The sequence below is a fragment of the Sinorhizobium sp. 22678 genome, from assembly GCF_052044265.1.
Lineage (GTDB): Bacteria > Pseudomonadota > Alphaproteobacteria > Rhizobiales > Rhizobiaceae > Sinorhizobium > Sinorhizobium meliloti_A.
Window position 1 is genome coordinate 245,183 of record NZ_JBQEMS010000011.1, and the last position, 17,813, is coordinate 262,995.

A 17,813-nucleotide genomic window follows, 5' to 3' on the forward strand; every position below is an offset into this window, starting at 1 on the left:
CCGGGACGAGCGACGCATGTCCTTGCACTATAACGGGAATTGGAGGGCTGGAAACCGCTTTTTCTGAAGCGCCGGACGGGGGGCGGAAGGAGCATGTCGGCTGCGCTCCGTCCGGGTAGAGGGTCCGCTCAGTATTGGTAGTCGGCGAAAACCGGTTCCACCGATTCGTTCCAGCGGCCGTGATAGAGCGAGAGCATGTCTTCCGCGAGCGTCGCCTTCTTCGCCAGCACTTCGTCAAGCGGTGCCAGGAACTGGCTTTCGTCGATGCCGTCGCCGTTCAGCCGGTTGCGGCGCTTGAGACCGTTGCGCGAAATGGCGAGAACCTCGCGCGCGACATCGAAAAGCGACCTCGACCGGAATTCGGCCGCGAGCGCCTTTGCGGGCACGGCATCTCTGAGTGCCAAGACCTCTTCGTAACCCCAATCGCGGGTCAATTCCTCGGCTGCCGACAGGGCCTCGTCATCGTAGAGCAGGCCGACCCAGAACGCCGGCAGGGCGCAGATCCGCCGCCAGGGGCCGCCGTCTGCCCCGCGCATTTCGAGAAAACGCTTCAGACGGACGTCGGGAAAGAGAGTCGACAGATGATTGGTCCAGTCGCCCATAGTCGGCTGCCACTCGGCAATTTCGCCCTTCAGCGCCCCGTTCATGAACTGACGGAAGGTGACATGGGTGCAGTCATGGTAATGCCCGTCGCGGACGACGAAATACATGGGGACGTCGAGCGCCCATTCCACATAGTCGCTGAAGCCGAAGTCCGGCTTGAAGGCCGTCGGCAACAGGCCCGAGCGCCGGTTGTCGGTATCGCGCCAGATGTCGCCCCGCCAGGAAAGCAGCCCGTTCGGCTTGCCTTCGGTAAAGGGGGAGCTCGCAAAGAGGGCGGTGGCGAGCGGCTGCAGCTTCAGGGAGACCTGCATCTTCCGCCGCATGTCCTCTTCCGAGGAGAAGTCGAGGTTAACCTGGATCGTGCAGGTGCGATACATCATGTCGAGGCCCTTGCTGCCCACCTTGGGCATGTAGCGCGTCATGATGGCGTAGCGCGACTTCGGCATGCGCGGCGTCTCGGCGAAGCTCCATTTGGGGCTGCCGCCGATGCCGAGGAAACGGATGCCGAGCGGTTCGGCGATTTCCCGAAGCACGGCAAGGTGCTGGTTGGATTCCTTGCAGGTCTGATGGAGGTTCTCGAGCGGCGCGCCGGAAAGCTCGAATTGCCCGCCCGGCTCGAGCGAAATCGCTCCATTGCCCGAGGGCTCGGCAAGGCCGATGACATTCCCCTCGTCCACGATCGGCTCCCAGCCGTTCCTTTCGGCCATACCGTTCAGGAGCGCCTGGATGCTGGCTTCGCCGAAATAGGGCACCGGGCTGTTGTTCGCCTTGAAGAAGGCGAACTTCTCATGTTCGGTGCCGATCCGGAACTTTTCCTTTGGCTTCGATCCGGATGCCAGATAGGCGGTCAGTTCAGCGACAGAGGTAACCGGCGTCTGGTCGGTAGTGTCTCGGGCCATATTCGTCTTCTTTGCCTGGGCGGCTCCTGCGGGGTCAGCAGGATCGGATGGAGTGCTTGAACCGTAATCAAGTGCGGCGCAAGTCAATTTCTTTCAAGATGCCCTCAAAAAAACTAGGAGCAAGCGGATGGACGCATCATCGCCAGTCGCCGAGCGTCGCCTGAATGACGGCCATCGCAGCCACTGCCGCGGTATCGGCGCGCAGGATGCGCGGCCCGAGAGGGATCGCCGTCACGAAGTCACGGCTCCGCAGCAGGTCCCGCTCCGCCTCCGAAAAGCCGCCCTCCGGCCCGATCAGGAGCGCCAGCCGGCGTTCGGCAATTGCCTCGAGGATGGGCAGTGGATTCTGGCTGTCGTTTCCCTCGTCGCAGAAGACGATGCGCCGGTCGCGCGGCCAGTCCATGAGAAGGTCCTCGAGCTTGCGGGGGTCCTCGACTGCCGGGATGCCGAGCACGCCGCATTGCTCCGCCGCTTCGATGACGTTGGCGCGAACGCGTTCGAGGCTGCCGATCTTTCCCTGGACATGTTGGGTCATGACCGGCTGCAGCACGCCGGCGCCCATCTCCACCGCCTTCTGCACGAGATAATCGAGCCGCCCTACCTTGAGAGGCGCAAACAGGTAGACGAGATCGCAAGGGGCGGGCTGAGGGCGCGTCTGTTCGACCGCGACGAGAACCGCCTGCTTGCGCGAAGGCATGGCTATCTCCGCCCGCCATTCGCCGTCCCGGCCGTTGAAGACCAGAAGCGATGCGCCTTCACCCAGGCGCAGGACGTTGATGAGATAGTTGAACTGCTCCCTCGTGGCTTCGTGTTTCGCTCCGGCGTGGAGCTGGTTGTCGATGAACAGTCGCTGCATGCGAAAATTGGCGCGCATCGGTATCGGGTGCCTTCTAGAGAAACAGACCGGAGAGGACGAGATAGAGAAAGGCCGAGAGCAGCGCCGACACGGGAACCGTGATGACCCAGGCGGCGACGATGGTCAGGAAGTGGGAGCGCCGCACCAGGCGCCGGCGGCGCACTTCCGCAAAGTTCGCCTCGCCCTTTTCCATGAATTCGGTCTGGCCCGTCTTGCGCCGGACATATTCGAGCCGCCGTTGCGAGTGACGCGTGTACCACTCGCGAAAGAAGCCGACGCCGAACACGGCGCCGACCGCCGTGTGGGTGGAACTGATCGGCAGGCCGAGAGCCGAGGCAAGCAGAACCGTCACGGCGGTCGCAAGCGCCACGCAGAAGGCGCGCATCGGGTTGAGACGCGTGATTTCCTCGCCGACGACGCGGATCAGCAGCGGACCGTAGAGCAGAAGACCCACCGAAATGCCGAGTGCGCCGATGAGGAGTACCCAGAAGGGGGCGTCCGAATCCGCGGTCGAGATCACGCCGTCGACAGCCGAGACGATCGCCGACAGCGGGCCGATCGCGTTCGATACGTCGTTTGCGCCATGGGCGAAGGAGAGCAGGGCGGCCGAGAAGATGAGCGGCAGGCGGAACAGCTTGCGAAGCGACTGGTTGCGGTTTTCGAGGCCTTCCGACTGGCGGTGGATCCACGGCTTCGACACGATGTAGCAAACGATCCCGGCCAGTCCGCCGATCGCCAGGCCGGTCGGAAGCGGAACGGAAGCCAGATGGTCGATTGCAAAGACCGCGACATAGGCCGTGAACGAACCGGCGGTGACGCCGAGGACGACAGGCATCCAGCGCCGGGCGGCGGAGATCTTGTCATCGCGATAGATGACGAACTCCTTCAGGAAGGCGAGGAAGAGTGCGGCAATGATCCCGCCGAGCACGGGCGAAATCGTCCAGCTCGCTGTGATGCCGGCGATCGCCCACCACTTGACGCTGGAAAGCCCGGCGGCGGCGACCCCTGCGCCGATAATGCCGCCGATGAGCGAATGCGTCGTCGAAACGGGCGCACGCGAGTAGGTCGCGATATTGATCCAGATCGCCGATGAGATAAGCGCCGAGAGCATCACCCAGACCAGCCCTTCGGCGCCGACCACCTGCGTGCCGTCGATGATCCCGGCCTCTACGGTCAGCGTGACCTTACGGCCGGCGATCAGCGCTCCGGCGATCTCGAACACCGCCGCAATCCCCAGCGCCACGGGCATCGATATCGCCTTTGCGCCGACCGCCGCTCCGACGTTGTTGGTGACGTCGTTGGCGCCGATGTTCATCGCCATGTAGCCCGCGACCGCCGCTGCTGCAACCACCACGGCCGCACCGGAGGCGCCGGTGAAATAGCTCGCCGCGAAACCCATGCTGAGGATCAGGAAGAGAGCGGCAAGTCCGGGAGCAGCCAATCTGCGCATGACGTGATGCGACGCTTCCTCGGCAAGGCTGAACTTGTCGAGATCCTTGTCGAGCGTCAGCTTTTCGAGGCGCGGTCGCGGCTTGGCCAATGGCTGTTCTCCAACTGTAATATTCGCCAGTAGCGGCACAAACGGGCGTATTCAAGAGGAATTGACGAGGGGGGCGAGGGGGTGCGGCCGGGGCGTTACCCGATCCGGCATGTCGCAGCCTGCGGCGAGCTTGCGCGTTCGACCAGTCGTCGGGGCGGATGCCGTGGGCTTCCGCCTCGCCGTCAGTTGCTGGAGGCTTTCGGCCGCTGCTCCGGGTCGGGGCCGAGGCGTTTGCCGAAATCGAGGATAAGCTCTTTCAGCGAAGGCTCTGCAACGCGCTTTGCCGCCTCACGATAGTCGACCCATTCCAGCCGCCTGCTGCCTTTCTCCGGGAAGTTCTTGCAGAAATCCTCGACTTCGAGCGCATGCACCTGCACCTTGCAGGAGATCTCCAGGCCGTGGTCCATCCGCTTCTGATAGACGTAGGCGCCGATGGCGGCCCTCTGCACCTTGCCCTTCACCCCGGCTTCCTCATAGGCCTCGCGCTCGGCGACCTCGTGTGCCTGCTTGCCCTGCATCGGCCACCCCTTGGGGATGACCCACCGGCCGGTGTCGCGGCTGGTGATCACCAGGATTTCCAGCGCATTCGTCTTCCTGGCAAGCCGATAGCACAGCGCCGCATACTGCATTCGCGCCGGGCGACGCAGCATGAGTTGCACATCAGAAGCGAGCCGGTGCAGAAAGTTCAAGATTCCCGATACTCCTCAACGAATCAGTGGTTAGTGCGCGCGACCCGAGTATGAACCGTCGCATGCCGCTGTAAATGCGTTCGTCAAACGCGCCGCATTCATTCGGATTCACGCTCTTCCTTTTCGGGACTATGCATCACCCAGCTAACGCAAAGCGCGGAGTCGCGGTTCCGACCGAACCACTGTCCCATGACCATATTTAGGAAATCGGCTGGAATTTTACCACGGGGCACTCGCCATCCGTACTTTTGCGCTTGTCGGGCGCGCGACGGGTCAGGAACCCGCGCGATCGCGCTGCTGCAGGCGCAGGCGGGCAATGCGCACCCACTCTCCGCTGCGCTCGGCCTCGCGCGCTGCCGTGGCGACGAAATCGATGTGGCTCTGCGCGGCCGCCTTGGCGGTTTGCGGATCGCCGACCATGATCGCCGCATAGATCGCCTCGTGCTGCGCGAGAAGCTGGTCGCGTGCGCCGGGCGCGTCGAAGACGGAATTGCGGTGGAAGAAGATGCCTTGGGTCAGCAGCCTGTAACAGGCCCTGAGGGTGTGAAGCAGGATGATATTATGAGCGCTTTCGCCGATGGCATTGTGCAGTTCGATATCGGCTTCGAGTTCTTCGGCGAAGTTGCCGCTCTCGTGTGCGGCGCGCATGCGTTTGATGACGCGGGTAAGAATGTCGCGGTCGAAGTCGGTTGCGCGGGTCGCCGCCAGTTCCGCCGTCAAGCCTTCGAGTTCGCGCCGGTATTCGAGATAGTCCTGGGTCGCCTTGTGGTGGCGTCCGATGAGCTCGATCAGGGGTTTGGAAAAGATCTGGCCGACCACGTCGGCGACGAACGTGCCGCCGCCATGCCGGCTTTCGACGAGACCGCGCGCCTCCAACTCCTTGAGCGCCTCACGCAGGATCGGCCGCGACACGTCGAAGCGCCTGGAGAGTTCTCGCTCGCCCGGCAAGCGATCGCCGTCGCGTAATACGCCCTCGAGGATCAGAAGCTCGATCTGCTGCACCACCTCGTCGGCCGTCCGGCCATGGCTGATACGGGCATAGAGGTCGTCCTGGTCTTCGGTCACGGCCACGTCTCCCGGAGCGCCAAGGGCATTGTGCACAGGTGTCGCCGGCCTCCGCTTCCATTCGGCAATCTAACAGGACCGATCAAGTGGTCAAATTGATTGTCCACTCTGCCGGTGTTGACAAAGATCGAACTGCGTCAAAGCGCCCTGTTCTTTTTACCTTATCCGTTGATAAGAAGGTGATGATGAACGCGTGAGGGGGAAGAAGCGCTTCATGCCAAAGGGCAGTTTTGCATTTCCGGTGGCGCCCATGCGCGCCCAGGCGCTCGGCGAGGTCCATTCACGGCCCTATGCACTGGTGACGACTCCGCGCGTCATCTTTCAACTCGCCTTCATGACGGAGGGCGGTTCGATCGTCGATCACGCCGTGATGTCCGAGTTGTCGCGTTCGCGCGGCATCGCCCCGCCCGGTCGCGACGCCAATCACCACGCGATCCCTTGGGGACAGGGAACGCTGCGCTGGGAGCGGCACACGGAATTCTCCACCTATTTCTGGGACGCGCCCGCGCCGGAAAGCTTCGGCGGCGAGGTGCCGATCCATCCGTTCGGCGACGGTTTTTCGCCCCCGGGCTCGCTGATTTCCGGAGTTCGTCTGGAAATCCGTCCCGATACGCCGGAGACCCGCGAGGCGATCGCGGCCTTCGATCCCACGAGCCTCTGTTACAGCGAAACCAAGAATGGCCAGGCGGTGCTCCTGACCGACTTTCGCCAGAACGGCGACGGACTGACCCAGGTGCTGGTCATCGATCGCGGCATGACGGAGGCGGGAACCGGCGCCCTGGTGCAGCGCCTGCTCGACATCGAGACCTACCGCACGCTCGCCATTCTCGGCCTGCCGCTTGCTCAGTCGCTGTCGCCGGAGATCCGCCGCACCGAGGACGGCCTGACGGCGGTGACTCAGCGCATGAAGGAAAACGTCCGCGAGGAGGCTGACGAGATGCTGGCGGAGATCACCCGCCTTGCCGCCGATCTCGAAGCGGGTGCCGCCCTCAGCCTCTATCGCTTCGGCGCCAGCCGCGCCTATTACGGCATTGTCCAGGAACGCATCCGCACGCTTTCCGAGACGCCGGTGCCCGGTTACGAGACCATCGGCACCTTCCTCGAGCGCAGGCTGGCGCCGGCAATGCGCACCTGTCAGTCGGTCGAGGAGCGGCAGGCGAATCTCTCGCGCAAGCTCGCCCGCGCTACGGCTCTCCTGAGAAGCTGGATCGACGTCGAACTGGAACGGCAGAACAGCGCCCTGTTGAATTCGATGGATCGCCGCGCCAAGCTGCAATTGCGCCTGCAGCAGACCGTCGAAGGATTGTCGGTGGCGGCGATTTCCTATTATGTCGTCGGGCTCTTCGGCTACCTCGCCAAGGCCGTCAGTCATGAAATACCCGTTGATCCCGGTCTCCTGACGGGCCTCGCCGTTCCCTTCGCGGTCGCCGGGGTTTGGCTGGTGGTGCGGCGCATTCGCCGCCATCACGACGAGCACGGATAGACTATTGCTCCCAGTAGGGCACCGGGCCGTAGAGTGCGGCGAGATAGTCGATGAACTGCCGCACCTTGGCCGGCAGGAATTGCCGGCTCGGATAGACCGCCGAAAGCGTCAGCTTGTGCGATCCTTCCCATTGCGGCAGCACCTGAACCAGGCGCCCCTCCCGAAGTTCCCTGCCGATGTCCCAGGTGGACCGCAGGGCGATGCCGGCACCGGCAATCACCGCTTCGCGGATGATTTCCGACGAGTTGGTGACGAGCGGTCCCTCCGGCCGATAGGAGAGGCTGCCGTCAGGCCCCTCCAGCTTCCAGTTGTCGTTGTTGTGCGCAGGCAGACAGATGTGATGCGCGAGTTCGCCGATCTCCGTCGGCGTTCCATGACGGGCGACATAGCTCGGCGCCGCGCAGAGAAGCCGGCGCACCGGCGCGAGCTTGCGGGCGACGAGGCTCGAATCGCTGAGTTCGCCTATTCGGATGGCGAGGTCGAAACCTTCTGCGACGATGTCGGTGAAATCGTCGGTCAGCACGATGTGCAGCTTCAGGTCGGGATGGTCCTTCATGAAACCGGTCAGATGCGGTGCGATGTGCATGCGCCCGAAGGAGGTCGGCGCGGAAATGCGCAGCGTCCCCTGGACGTGGGACGAACGGCCCGAGGCATAGGCCTCCGCTTCCTCCAGCCCGGCGAGAATGCCGAGAACGCGGTCATAGAAACCCTGGCCGGCCTCCGTCAGCGAAATCTGCCGCGTCGTGCGCTGCAGGAGCCGCGTGCCGAGCCTGTCTTCGAGCCGCTTGATACGTTTGGAAATCACGGCTGCGGAAAAACCGAGCGCGCGTCCCGCCGCCGACATGCTGCCGGTCGACACCACCCGCGCAAAAATCTCGAGATCGCCTAGATTCGTCATCAATCCTGATCATTGTTTCCAAAGGCGAAAAGATCATTAACATTTGCCGGGTGTCCGTCCAGCCCTGTAAAAGGTTAGAGCGGGATGCGATGAGGTCATTGCTTGTGTATGTCCTCGTCTCAAGTCCGCCGCACACTTTTGGGCGACATGCATTAGTGGTAAGCAAAAAATACCACTTTGCTGTGAATGGGAGGCGCTCATGCCGGAGACGATCGGCTTTCTGAAGCCAAGGCAGGCCGTCCTCGACCGTCGGCGGGAAATCGTCGCCGATCTTGCCGATCTGTTGCCGGAAGGCGGCCTCATCAGCGACGAGCGCGGCCTCAAGCCCTTCGAGACGGATGCGTTTATCGCCTATCGGCGGATGCCGCTCGCAGTCGTTCTTCCCCAGACGACGGAGCAGGTGGCCGCGGTGCTCAAATATTGCAGCCGCTACGGCATTCCGATCGTGCCGCGGGGCGCCGGCACCTCGCTCTCCGGCGGCGCCATTCCTCAGGAGGACGCGATCGTCGTCGGTTTGTCGAAGATGTCGCGCATCCTCGATATCGACCTGTTCAATCGCACGGCGACGGTTCAGGCGGGCGTGACCAATCTCAATATTTCCGATGCAGTTTCGGCCGACGGCTTCTTCTATGCGCCGGATCCGAGTTCGCAGCTCGCCTGCACCATAGGCGGGAACATCGGGATGAATTCCGGCGGCGCGCACTGTCTGAAGTACGGGGTTACGACCAACAACCTTCTGGGTGTCAAGATGGTGCTTTTCGACGGCACCGTGATCGAACTCGGCGGCAAGGCGCTCGACGCGCCGGGATACGACCTGCTTGGGCTCGTCTGCGGTTCGGAGGGACAGCTCGGCATCGTCACGGAAGCGACGGTGCGGCTGATTGCGAAGCCCGAAGGAGCGCGGCCCGTCCTCTTCGGGTTTGCCTCCTCCGAGTCCGCCGGCAGCTGCGTCGCCGATATCATCGGATCGGGCATCATTCCCGTCGCAATCGAATTCATGGACAAGCCGGCGATCGAGATCTGCGAGGCTTTCGCCCAGGCCGGCTATCCCCTCGACGTCGAAGCATTGCTGATCGTCGAAGTGGAAGGCTCCGAGGCCGAAATGGACGCCATGCTCGCCGGCATTATCGAGATCGCGCGCCGCCATGGCGTGATGACGATCAAGGAATCGCAATCGGCTCTGGAAGCGGCACTGATCTGGAAGGGGCGTAAGTCGGCCTTCGGCGCAACCGGCCGGATTGCCGATTATATCTGCATGGACGGAACGGTGCCGCTGAGCCAGCTCTCCCATGTCTTGAGGCGGACCGGCGAGATCGTCGCCGGCTACGGCCTGCGCGTTGCGAATGTCTTCCATGCCGGCGACGGCAACATGCATCCGCTGATCCTCTACAACATCAATGATCCGGAGGAAGCTGCCCGCGCGGAAGCTGCCGGCAATGACATACTGAAGCTCTGTGTCGAGGCGGGCGGCTGCCTGACCGGGGAACACGGCGTCGGCATCGAGAAACGCGATCTGATGCTGCACCAGTACAGCAGGGCCGATCTCGGCCAGCAGATGGCGGCGCGCGCCGCCTTCGATCCGCAATGGCTTATGAACCCGTCGAAGGTTTTTCCGCTCGAAGGGCGGCCCGCGGCATGATCGTCCATTTCGAGCCGGCAAGCGAGGAGGGGATCGCGTCCGTCGTGCGGTCCGCGGCGGCCGAGCGCGTCACGCTCGCCGTAGTCGGCGGCGGCACGCGCGCAGGTCTCGGCAACCCCACGCGTGCGGACAGAACGCTCTCGACCAGGCGCCTTTCCGGCATCGTCACCTATGACCCGGCCGAGATGACCATGAGTGCGCTTGCCGGAACGCCGCTCGCCGAAGTCGAGGCGGCACTGCACGCCAAGGGCCAGATGCTCTCCTTCGAACCGATGGACCACCGGCCGATTTTCGCAACGACGGGCGAACCGACGATAGGCGGGATCTTCGCCGCCAATGTCTCCGGGCCTCGCCGCTACGTCGCCGGTGCCGCTCGCGACAGCCTGCTCGGGGTGCGTTTCGTCAATGGCCGGGGAGAACTCATCAAAGCCGGCGGTCGGGTGATGAAGAACGTGACCGGGCTCGATCTCGTCAAGCTCATGGCGGGATCCTACGGCACGCTCGGCATTCTGACCGAAGTCACCTTCAAGGTGCAGCCACTCCCGCCGGCGGCGGCGACCGTCGTCGTCTCCGGGCTGAACGATGCGGAAGCCGCTGCGGTGATGGCGGAGGCCATGGCGCAGCCGGTGGAGGTTTCGGGTGCGTCGCATCTGCCGGAAAGCGTGCGCAGCCGCTTTCTCGACGGCGTATTGCCGGATGGCGCCGCAACGGTGCTCCGGCTCGAAGGCCTCGCGGCATCCGTTGCCATTCGGGCGCAGAAGCTCGGCGAAAAACTGTCGCGCTTCGGGCGGATTTCGCAACTCGACGAGGCGCAGACAGGAACCCTCTGGACGGAAATCCGCGATGTGAAGCCTTATGCCGATGGCACCAGACGGCCTTTGTGGCGCGTATCGGTCGCCCCTTCGGCGGGCCATCAGCTCGTCGCCGCATTGCGCCTGCAGACCGGTGTCGATGCCTTCTACGACTGGCAGGGCGGTCTGGTCTGGCTGCGCATGGAGGCAGACCCGGAGGCGGAACTGCTCCGCCGTTATATCGGCGCGGTCGGCGGCGGACATGCGGCGCTTCTGCGTGCCGACGAGGAGGCGCGCGGCCGCATTCCGGCCTTCGAACCGCAATCCCCGGCCGTGGCACAATTATCGGAACGCATCCGCGCCCAATTCGACCCCTCGGGCATATTCAATCCAGGGCGCGCGGCCGCGTTGGTCCAGAACTAGGCGAAGGGACCTTTCGCCATCGTGCGGTCTAAAAGATCGGCCTAAGACGAAGAGAATCGATCATGACGATTTCCGGCCCGCCCGACGGAGATCAAAGTGATCCAAGGCGCAAGGCGCCACATGGAGTACTCGGTTGCAGACCAACTTCTCCCCTGAGCAGCTCGCCGACCCGCATGTCGCCGAATCCGAAACGATCCTGCGCAAATGCGTGCATTGCGGTTTCTGCACGGCCACTTGTCCGACCTACGTGGTTCTCGGCGACGAACTCGACAGTCCACGCGGGCGGATCTACCTGATCAAGGACATGCTCGAAAACGGCCGTGCGGCAGACAGCGAGACCGTCACCCATATCGACCGCTGTCTCTCGTGTCTGTCCTGCCTGACCACCTGTCCTTCGGGTGTCGACTACATGCATCTTGTCGACCACGCCCGCGCGCATATCGAGAAGACCTATAAGCGACCGTTCAAGGACCGGCTCGCCCGCGCGGTCATTGCCGCCACTCTTCCTTATCCGTCACGGTTCCGGCTGGCGCTCGGGGCTGCCGGTCTTGCGCGCCCGCTCGCCGGATTGCTGAAGAGGGTTCCCTTCCTCAGGACCTTCGGCGTCATGCTCGATCTGGCGCCGAGCGCGCTGCCGGTATCGCGGGGGGCAAAGCCGGCGGTCTACGCGGCAAAGGGCACGCCGCGCGCCCGCGTCGCGCTTCTGACCGGCTGCGCGCAGCCGGTGCTGCGGCCGGAAATCAACGATGCGACCATCCGTCTGCTCACTGGCCAAGGAGTCGAGGTCGTCGTTTCGGCGGGAGAGGGCTGTTGCGGGGCACTCGTCCACCACATGGGACGGGATGAGGAGGGGCTGAAGGCTGCTCGGCACAACATCGATGTCTGGCTGAAGGCGGCGGAGGAGGATGGGCTCGACGCCATCATCATTACCGCATCCGGCTGCGGGACGACGATCAAGGATTACGGCCATATGCTGCGGCTCGACCCGGCCTATGCGGAGAAGGCGGCGAGGGTTTCCGCGCTGGCCAAGGACGTCACCGAATATCTCGCGACCCTCGACCTGCCGGAGCAGGGGGCACGGAATCTCACCGTTGCCTACCACTCCGCATGCTCGATGCAGCATGGGCAGAAAATCACCGCGGCACCGAAGCAGCTCCTTAAACGGGCGGGCTTTTCGGTTCGCGAGCCGGCGGAGGGGCATCTCTGTTGCGGTTCGGCCGGCACCTACAACATTCTGCAGCCGGAGATCTCGGCGAAGCTGAAGGCGCGGAAGGTGAGAAATATAGAGGCGACCAAGCCTGAAGTGATCGCCACCGGGAATATCGGCTGCATCACGCAGATCGCCAGCGGCACGGAGATACCGATCCTGCACACGGTGGAGCTGCTCGACTGGGCCTATGGCGGTCCAAAGCCGGCGGGGTTGTGACAGTCAGGGGGTGAGCAGGGGACCCTCATCCGCCTGCCGGCACCTTCTCCTATTTTGAGTGCGAGAAGGGACTCGCGGAAAGGTCCCTGTCCCCTCTCCCCGCGTGCGGGAAGAGGGCTGGTCCTCGGGTGAGGAGAGGTCCAGTGCCGCCGTCAGCCGCCGAAAATGGTGCGGAAAATGTCGACGCCGCGATCGTCGAAATAGGTGTCGCCGGGCTTGCTGCCGGGGCCGATGACGACGACTTTCGTGCCGATCCCGGCGCGCTCATAGAGGTGTTCGACATCCTCGTTCATCATCCGGATGCAGCCCGAGGACATGTTCTGGCCGATGGTCCAGGGCTGGTTGGTCCCGTGGATACGGAAGATCGTGTCGCGGCCACCCTTGTAGAGATAGAGCGCGCGGGCGCCGAGCGGATTGTCGATGCCGCCGGGCTGCGTGATCGGCAGGATGCGGCCATTCGCTCTCTCGCGCACGCGCATCTCGGCCGGCGGCGTCCAGCTCGGCCATTCGGCCTTTCGGCCAACCTTGACGACACCGGACCAGCCGAAGCCGTCGCGGCCGACGCCGATGCCATAGCGCGTCGCCCGGTTCGGGCCGTCGATGTAATAAAGATACTTGCTGTTGGTATCGACGATGATGGTGCCGGGAGCCTCGTCCGTGCGGAAGCGCACCTTGGTGCGCCAGTATCTCTGAGGCGGCTTCTTCTGTTTGGCGACTTGAATGATGTCGGAACTTTTTACGCCCGCGCCGACAGTATCGGCCGGAGTAAATGCCGAAGCGTTTCCGGAGACAAGAAGAGCAGCGGCCGCAACTGCAAGCGCGGCCATCCCCGTGACATGACGTCTCATTACGATTTCCCTCTGAACCCTCGTTGCAAGCAAGCCACGCGATTTAACCGCAAGTGGGCGCGCGCGATACATTCTATAGTGCAACGATTTCGACGAGACTTGTATCTGAGGGAACATCTGTTGCTTCAAAACCACGGTTTGCGGCGATGAAGAGGGAAAAGAAGTATTGTGCATCCATGGTCGCTATATCACGACGACTTTTGTGCCGACCTTAACTCTCTCATAGAGATCGACCACGTCCTCGTTACGCATGCGGATACAGCCGGAGGAAACGCCGTAGCCGATCGTCCAGGGTGCATTGGTGCCGTGGATGCGATAGAGCGTCGAGCCCAGATACATGGCGCGAGCGCCGAGCGGATTCTCCGGTCCGCCGTCCATCCGCGCCGGCAGATAGTGGCCCCGCGCTGCCTCACGCGCGATCATTTCCTGCGGCGGCGTCCAGTTGGGCCACTCGGCCTTGCGCGTGATCCTGTGCTCTCCCGCCCATTCGAAGCCCGGCTTGCCGACTCCGACGCCGTAGCGCCGCGCGTCGCCGTTGCCAGTGACGAGATAGAGAAAGCGGTTGTTGGTGTCGATGACGATGGTCCCGGGCTTCTCCTTCGTCTCGTAAGCGACCATTTGCGGGAGGAACTGCGGATCGATTCTCGACTTTGCCGGCTTCTGTCTGCGCGTGATCGAGGCTGGCTGAACGGCTGCGTTGGCGGGGCGGCGGCTGAGCTCGCGCCGCTCCACCCGCTTTCGGGTGGTCGTGGGAACCTGCTGGCGATAGACCACGCGCTTGCCCGTCAGCTGCATCACCCAGGGGGCGGTCAGATCCGGGCTGACGATGACAGGCGGACGGTTTTGATAACGGTCCTGTGCGGCTGCAACCCCGGAAAGGATCGAAAGAAAGCATGCGGCAAAACAAAGGGATTTCTTCAGCATCGGACGGACTCGCTACTTGGCCGGAACAATCTGGAGGAGCCCGGGTGAGTTGCCTCGCCAAGGCCCTTACGTTCAATTCAATGGGGCGGAGCTCTGGGGAAATCGCATGCGCGTTCCAGCGCTCCGGCAATGGCGCGATGCTCTCATCTGTCCGCAACCGAACCGTAAACGGTGCGGCGCTCAAGGGCGGCCTCGGCAATAAAGCTTTGGGTAGGGTTATTCGCCTCTTTATCGATGTGGTTTGCAAATGGTAAACGGAACAAAAGAGAAACGATGGAGAGAGGCGAAATGGCAGCCAGGGGCTTGATTACGGGGGAAGACGGCCTTGATCGCTGTGCCTGGCACGGCAATCTGGGGGATTACCGCCGCTATCACGACGAAGAATGGGGCCGGCCGGTCGCCGACGATCACAGGTTGTTCGAAAAGATCTGCCTCGAAGGCTTTCAGTCGGGCCTCTCCTGGCTGACGATCCTGAGAAAGCGCGATGCGTTTCGCGCCGCATTTGCGGGCTTCGATTTCGACAAGGTCGCCGAGTTCGGCGAGGAGGACGTCGAGCGTTGCCTCGCCGATGCCGGCATCGTTCGCCATCGCGGCAAGATCGTCTCGACCATCAACAATGCCCGCCGGGCGAAGGAGCTGCGCGCGGAATTCGGTTCACTGGCGGCCTATTTCTGGTCGCATGAGCCCGATGGAAGCGAGCGTCCGAAGATCATCGATTTCGAGACCCTCATCGCCAATCCGACGACGCCGGCCTCAGTGCGGATTTCGAAGGATCTGAAGAAGCGTGGCTGGACCTTTGTCGGCCCGACCACCGTCTATGCCTTCATGCAGGCGATGGGCCTCGTCAACGACCATATCGAGGGCTGCTTCTGCCGTGCGCCGATAGAGGACCTGCGCCGGCGCTTCGCACGTCCGGCGGCCTGATTGCCGCATCCGGCAAGAACATCGCCCTCCCATTCGACGGGAGGGCGATGTTCTCTGATAGCAGTAGACTATCAAGGTTGGGCCGGGTATGGCCTGGCCGATTTGAAGGAGCGGAGCGCGTAGTATATCGCACCCGCTATGGCGACGCCGAAGAACCAACCGTAGACGCCCCACCATGCCGGCATGACGGATGTAAGCCCCGGCAGGATCGAGGAGAAGACGATCCCGATGCCGGCGGCGATCAGCGCGTTGACGTGCCAGCCGTTCTCGAAGCGGAACTCGCCGTGTTCGCGGTAGAGCGCCTCCACATCCACGCGGCCCTTCCGGATGAGGTAGTAGTCGACCATCATGACGCCGAAGATCGGGCCCATCGTATTACCGATCATGTTGACGAAGTGCGCGGCCCCGCCTTCCCAAGGCGCGAATGGATAGAGCGCGAGGGCGATCAGCGCCGCGACATAGCCACCCTTCTTGAAGTCGATGTGCTTGGGAAAGACGTTGGCGAAGTCGAAGGCGGGCGAGACGAAGTTGGCGACGACGTTGATGCCGAGAGTCGCCACCGCGAAGGTCAGTGCGGCGAGCAGCGCCAGGAACCAGCTGTCGAACTTGGCCGAGATCTGGTCGGGGTGCAGCAGCACCTCGCCATAGACATTGAAGGCGGCGATGGTTGTAACGCCGGCGACCAGCGAGAACAGGATGAGGTTGACGGGCAGGCCCCAGAGGTTGCCGACCTTCAGCGACCGTTCGCTCGGGCAGTAGCGCGAGAAGTCGCAGAAATTGAGATAGAGCGCGGAGAAATAGGTCACCCAGATCGCGGCCACTGCGCCAAGCGCGGCGAACGACCCCGGTAGGCCCGGCACGCCGGCATTCTTGGTCTTTTCAAGCAACACGTCCATCGGGATCGTGTGGCTGAACGAGAAGCCGCCCGCCTTGACGACGAGATAGATCGCAAGCAGCAGCATCATCACCCAGACTGCTGGACCGGCCCAGTCCTGGAACTTTCGAACAGTCTCCATGCCGTTCTGGATGATCAGCAGTTGAAGACCCCAAACGACGACGTAGCAGACGAGTTCGAGGGTGGAATGACCGAGCATGTGGCTCGACTGGTGGAACTGAAGCAGGCTTTCATTGCGGACAAGCAGCGCGACGATGGCGCCCGAGGCTGCCGCCGTCTGGGCGCCGTACCAAAAGCACGCGACGATGGCGCGGACGATTGCCGGGAAGTTCGCGCCCCAGATACCGAAGGACGCCCGGGCCAGGACCGGGAAGGGCACGCCGGTGCGCACGCCGGCAACGCCGACAAGCTGCATCAGGAAGAAGATGATGAGCGAGCCGATGCCGATGGCCAGGAGGAAGTTCATAAAGCTGCCGCAGAAGAGAAACAGGCTGGCGGCAAGATAGTAGCCCCACAGGCTGTGCACGTCCGATGTCCAGACGTTGAAAATGGAGAATGCGCCCCAGTTGCGTTCTTTGGCGGGCGCGAGGTCTTCGTTGTACAATTGTGGAGATGCACCGGGTGGTATCGTCATCGTTTCCCCTCTTGACGTCATGGCACCTGTGCCTATGGAAGAGGAGCTTGCCGCCCACTGTCAATATCGCTGCGGGCTCAAAGTGCTACAGCGACCTTTGCGCGCCTCATAAGACGCGCGGCGCTGTAGGAAACGTATCGGAGGACGGCATCCTCTCCACCCTCATCCCTGTGCTTGTTGTATAGCCCGGACACATGACTGACAGGTGTTCGGGGAGATGGCTGACACGTTCATACTGGCATGGATCGGCTTCGCGAGGAGGTTGTCCATGCCGTGGAAAGAGGTGTCGGTTATGGGAGAGAGGCAGGAATTTGTGCGGCTGGCGCTGGCGGAGGGTGCGAACCGCCGGGAGCTGTGCCGGCGGTTCGGGATCAGTGCCGATGTGGGCTATAAGTGGCTGGCGCGGTGGCAGGCAGGTGACCGGGAGCTGGCTGATCGCTCGCGCCGCCCGCATGTGAGCCCGTTGCAGTCGAGCGCGGCGGTGGAGACAGAGGTGCTTGCGGTGCGCGATGCGCATCCGGCGTGGGGCGCACGCAAGATCGCGCGCGTTCTGGAAGACCGGGGGCAGCATGCGCCGGCGCCTTCGACGGTTCATGCTATCCTGAAGCGCCATGAGCGGATCATGCCGCCGGTCGGTGGCGCGCCGGCGACCCAGCGCTTCGAGAAGGAGGCGCCGAACCAGCTCTGGCAGATGGATTTCAAGGGCTGGGTTCGGCTCGGCGATGGCACGCCCTGCCATCCGCTGACGATGGTGGACGACCATTCCCGCTTCGTGCCTTGCCTGGCGGCCTGCGCCAACCAGCAGGGAGTGACCGTGCGCGGCCATCTGGAGCGGACATTCCGGCGCTACGGCCTGCCGGACGCCCTTTTCGTCGATAATGGCGCGCCCTGGGGCGAGGCCTCGGGCAAGCGTTGGACAAGACTTGGCGTGTGGCTGTTGAAGCTCGGCGTCGGCCTCCTGCATAGCCGGCCCTATCATCCGCAGAGCCGCGGCAAGAATGAGCGCTTCCATCGCACGCTCAAGGCCGAAATATTCGATTTCGCCCGATTTTCCGATCTGGCTGCCGTCCAGCGCGCCTTCGATGCCTGGCGCGAACTCTATAATTTCGAGCGGCCCCATGCCGCGCTCGATCTCGACGTGCCGGCCCGTCGCTATCGTCCCAGTTCGCGCCCCATGCCCGAGCACCTTCCAGAGGTGATCTACGATGAAGGCGAGGTCGTCCGCACCGTCCCCAGCACCAAGGCCTATGTCAGCTTCAAAGGCCGCAAGTGGAAA

At 63.2% G+C, this 17,813-nt stretch carries 15 protein-coding genes; 6 read left to right on the plus strand and 9 right to left on the minus strand.

Going from position 1 to position 17,813, the window contains the following annotated elements; translation table 11 throughout:
* Nucleotides 1-128: 128 nt before the first annotated feature.
* The 5 genes from ACTJKL_RS18680 to ACTJKL_RS18700 all read right to left on the minus strand — a co-directional run bounded on the left by ACTJKL_RS18680 (nucleotide 129) and on the right by ACTJKL_RS18700 (nucleotide 5,652).
* A complete protein-coding gene (locus tag ACTJKL_RS18680; protein ID WP_440853510.1) occupies nucleotides 129-1,502 on the minus strand; it encodes a glutamate--cysteine ligase in 1,374 nt (457 codons plus the stop codon).
* 136 nt (nucleotides 1,503-1,638) lie between these two features.
* A complete protein-coding gene (locus tag ACTJKL_RS18685; protein ID WP_440853511.1) occupies nucleotides 1,639-2,376 on the minus strand; it encodes a 16S rRNA (uracil(1498)-N(3))-methyltransferase in 738 nt (245 codons plus the stop codon).
* 16 nt (nucleotides 2,377-2,392) lie between these two features.
* Nucleotides 2,393-3,898: an inorganic phosphate transporter gene (locus ACTJKL_RS18690; RefSeq protein ID WP_440853512.1), complete on the minus strand. Its 1,506-nt coding sequence runs from the start codon at nucleotides 3,896-3,898 to the stop codon at nucleotides 2,393-2,395.
* Between the two features lie 182 nt (nucleotides 3,899-4,080).
* Nucleotides 4,081-4,587, minus strand: a complete 507-nt coding sequence (locus tag ACTJKL_RS18695) for an NUDIX hydrolase (protein ID WP_275596701.1) — start codon at nucleotides 4,585-4,587, stop codon at nucleotides 4,081-4,083.
* Between the two features lie 273 nt (nucleotides 4,588-4,860).
* Nucleotides 4,861-5,652: a FadR/GntR family transcriptional regulator gene (locus ACTJKL_RS18700; RefSeq protein ID WP_324762993.1), complete on the minus strand. Its 792-nt coding sequence runs from the start codon at nucleotides 5,650-5,652 to the stop codon at nucleotides 4,861-4,863.
* A 214-nt stretch (nucleotides 5,653-5,866) separates the two neighbouring features.
* Between ACTJKL_RS18700 and ACTJKL_RS18705 the strand changes: the two genes are divergently transcribed.
* Nucleotides 5,867-7,135 (plus strand): DUF3422 family protein, encoded by a 1,269-nt coding sequence (locus ACTJKL_RS18705; RefSeq protein ID WP_018094324.1) that lies wholly within the window; start codon nucleotides 5,867-5,869, stop codon nucleotides 7,133-7,135.
* Between the two features lies 1 nt (nucleotide 7,136).
* On the opposite strand, the gene ACTJKL_RS18710 is transcribed toward ACTJKL_RS18705, so the two are convergent.
* Entirely contained in the window at nucleotides 7,137-8,033 is an 897-nt protein-coding gene (locus ACTJKL_RS18710) for a LysR family transcriptional regulator (protein ID WP_411932702.1), read from the minus strand.
* Between the two features lie 199 nt (nucleotides 8,034-8,232).
* On the opposite strand from ACTJKL_RS18710, the gene ACTJKL_RS18715 reads away from it, so the two are divergent.
* The 3 genes from ACTJKL_RS18715 (at nucleotide 8,233) to glcF (ending at nucleotide 12,312) form a co-directional block, all read left to right on the plus strand.
* Nucleotides 8,233-9,672: an FAD-binding oxidoreductase gene (locus ACTJKL_RS18715; protein WP_100669347.1), complete on the plus strand. Its 1,440-nt coding sequence runs from the start codon at nucleotides 8,233-8,235 to the stop codon at nucleotides 9,670-9,672.
* Nucleotides 9,669-10,886 (plus strand): glycolate oxidase subunit GlcE, encoded by a 1,218-nt coding sequence (gene glcE / locus ACTJKL_RS18720; protein ID WP_440853513.1) that lies wholly within the window; start codon nucleotides 9,669-9,671, stop codon nucleotides 10,884-10,886. Before ACTJKL_RS18715 ends, glcE begins: the two co-directional genes overlap by 4 nt.
* A 133-nt stretch (nucleotides 10,887-11,019) precedes the next feature.
* Nucleotides 11,020-12,312 (plus strand): glycolate oxidase subunit GlcF, encoded by a 1,293-nt coding sequence (glcF, locus tag ACTJKL_RS18725; RefSeq protein ID WP_411921924.1) that lies wholly within the window; start codon nucleotides 11,020-11,022, stop codon nucleotides 12,310-12,312.
* Between the two features lie 152 nt (nucleotides 12,313-12,464).
* Here glcF and ACTJKL_RS18730 read toward each other — a convergent pair whose 3' ends face one another.
* Together ACTJKL_RS18730 and ACTJKL_RS18735 are read right to left on the minus strand one after the other, a co-directional pair.
* Nucleotides 12,465-13,160, minus strand: coding sequence for a L,D-transpeptidase (locus tag ACTJKL_RS18730; RefSeq protein WP_100669341.1), 696 nt, complete (start codon nucleotides 13,158-13,160; stop codon nucleotides 12,465-12,467).
* A 183-nt stretch (nucleotides 13,161-13,343) separates the two neighbouring features.
* Nucleotides 13,344-14,084 carry a L,D-transpeptidase gene (locus ACTJKL_RS18735; protein ID WP_338278356.1) on the minus strand — a complete coding sequence of 247 codons (741 nt, stop codon included), beginning with the start codon at nucleotides 14,082-14,084 and terminating at the stop codon, nucleotides 13,344-13,346.
* Nucleotides 14,085-14,372: 288 nt separating this feature from the next.
* On the opposite strand from ACTJKL_RS18735, the gene ACTJKL_RS18740 reads away from it, so the two are divergent.
* On the plus strand, nucleotides 14,373-15,008 hold the full coding sequence (locus ACTJKL_RS18740; protein ID WP_440853514.1) for a DNA-3-methyladenine glycosylase I: 636 nt from the start codon (nucleotides 14,373-14,375) through the stop codon (nucleotides 15,006-15,008).
* A gap of 71 nt (nucleotides 15,009-15,079) precedes the next feature.
* Here ACTJKL_RS18740 and ACTJKL_RS18745 read toward each other — a convergent pair whose 3' ends face one another.
* Nucleotides 15,080-16,537 carry an NCS1 family nucleobase:cation symporter-1 gene (locus ACTJKL_RS18745; protein WP_440853515.1) on the minus strand — a complete coding sequence of 486 codons (1,458 nt, stop codon included), beginning with the start codon at nucleotides 16,535-16,537 and terminating at the stop codon, nucleotides 15,080-15,082.
* Nucleotides 16,538-16,805: 268 nt separating this feature from the next.
* Here ACTJKL_RS18745 and ACTJKL_RS18750 point away from each other — a divergent pair.
* The coding region (locus ACTJKL_RS18750) for an IS481 family transposase (protein ID WP_440853516.1) at nucleotides 16,806-17,813 on the plus strand (1,008 nt) is incomplete at its 3' end.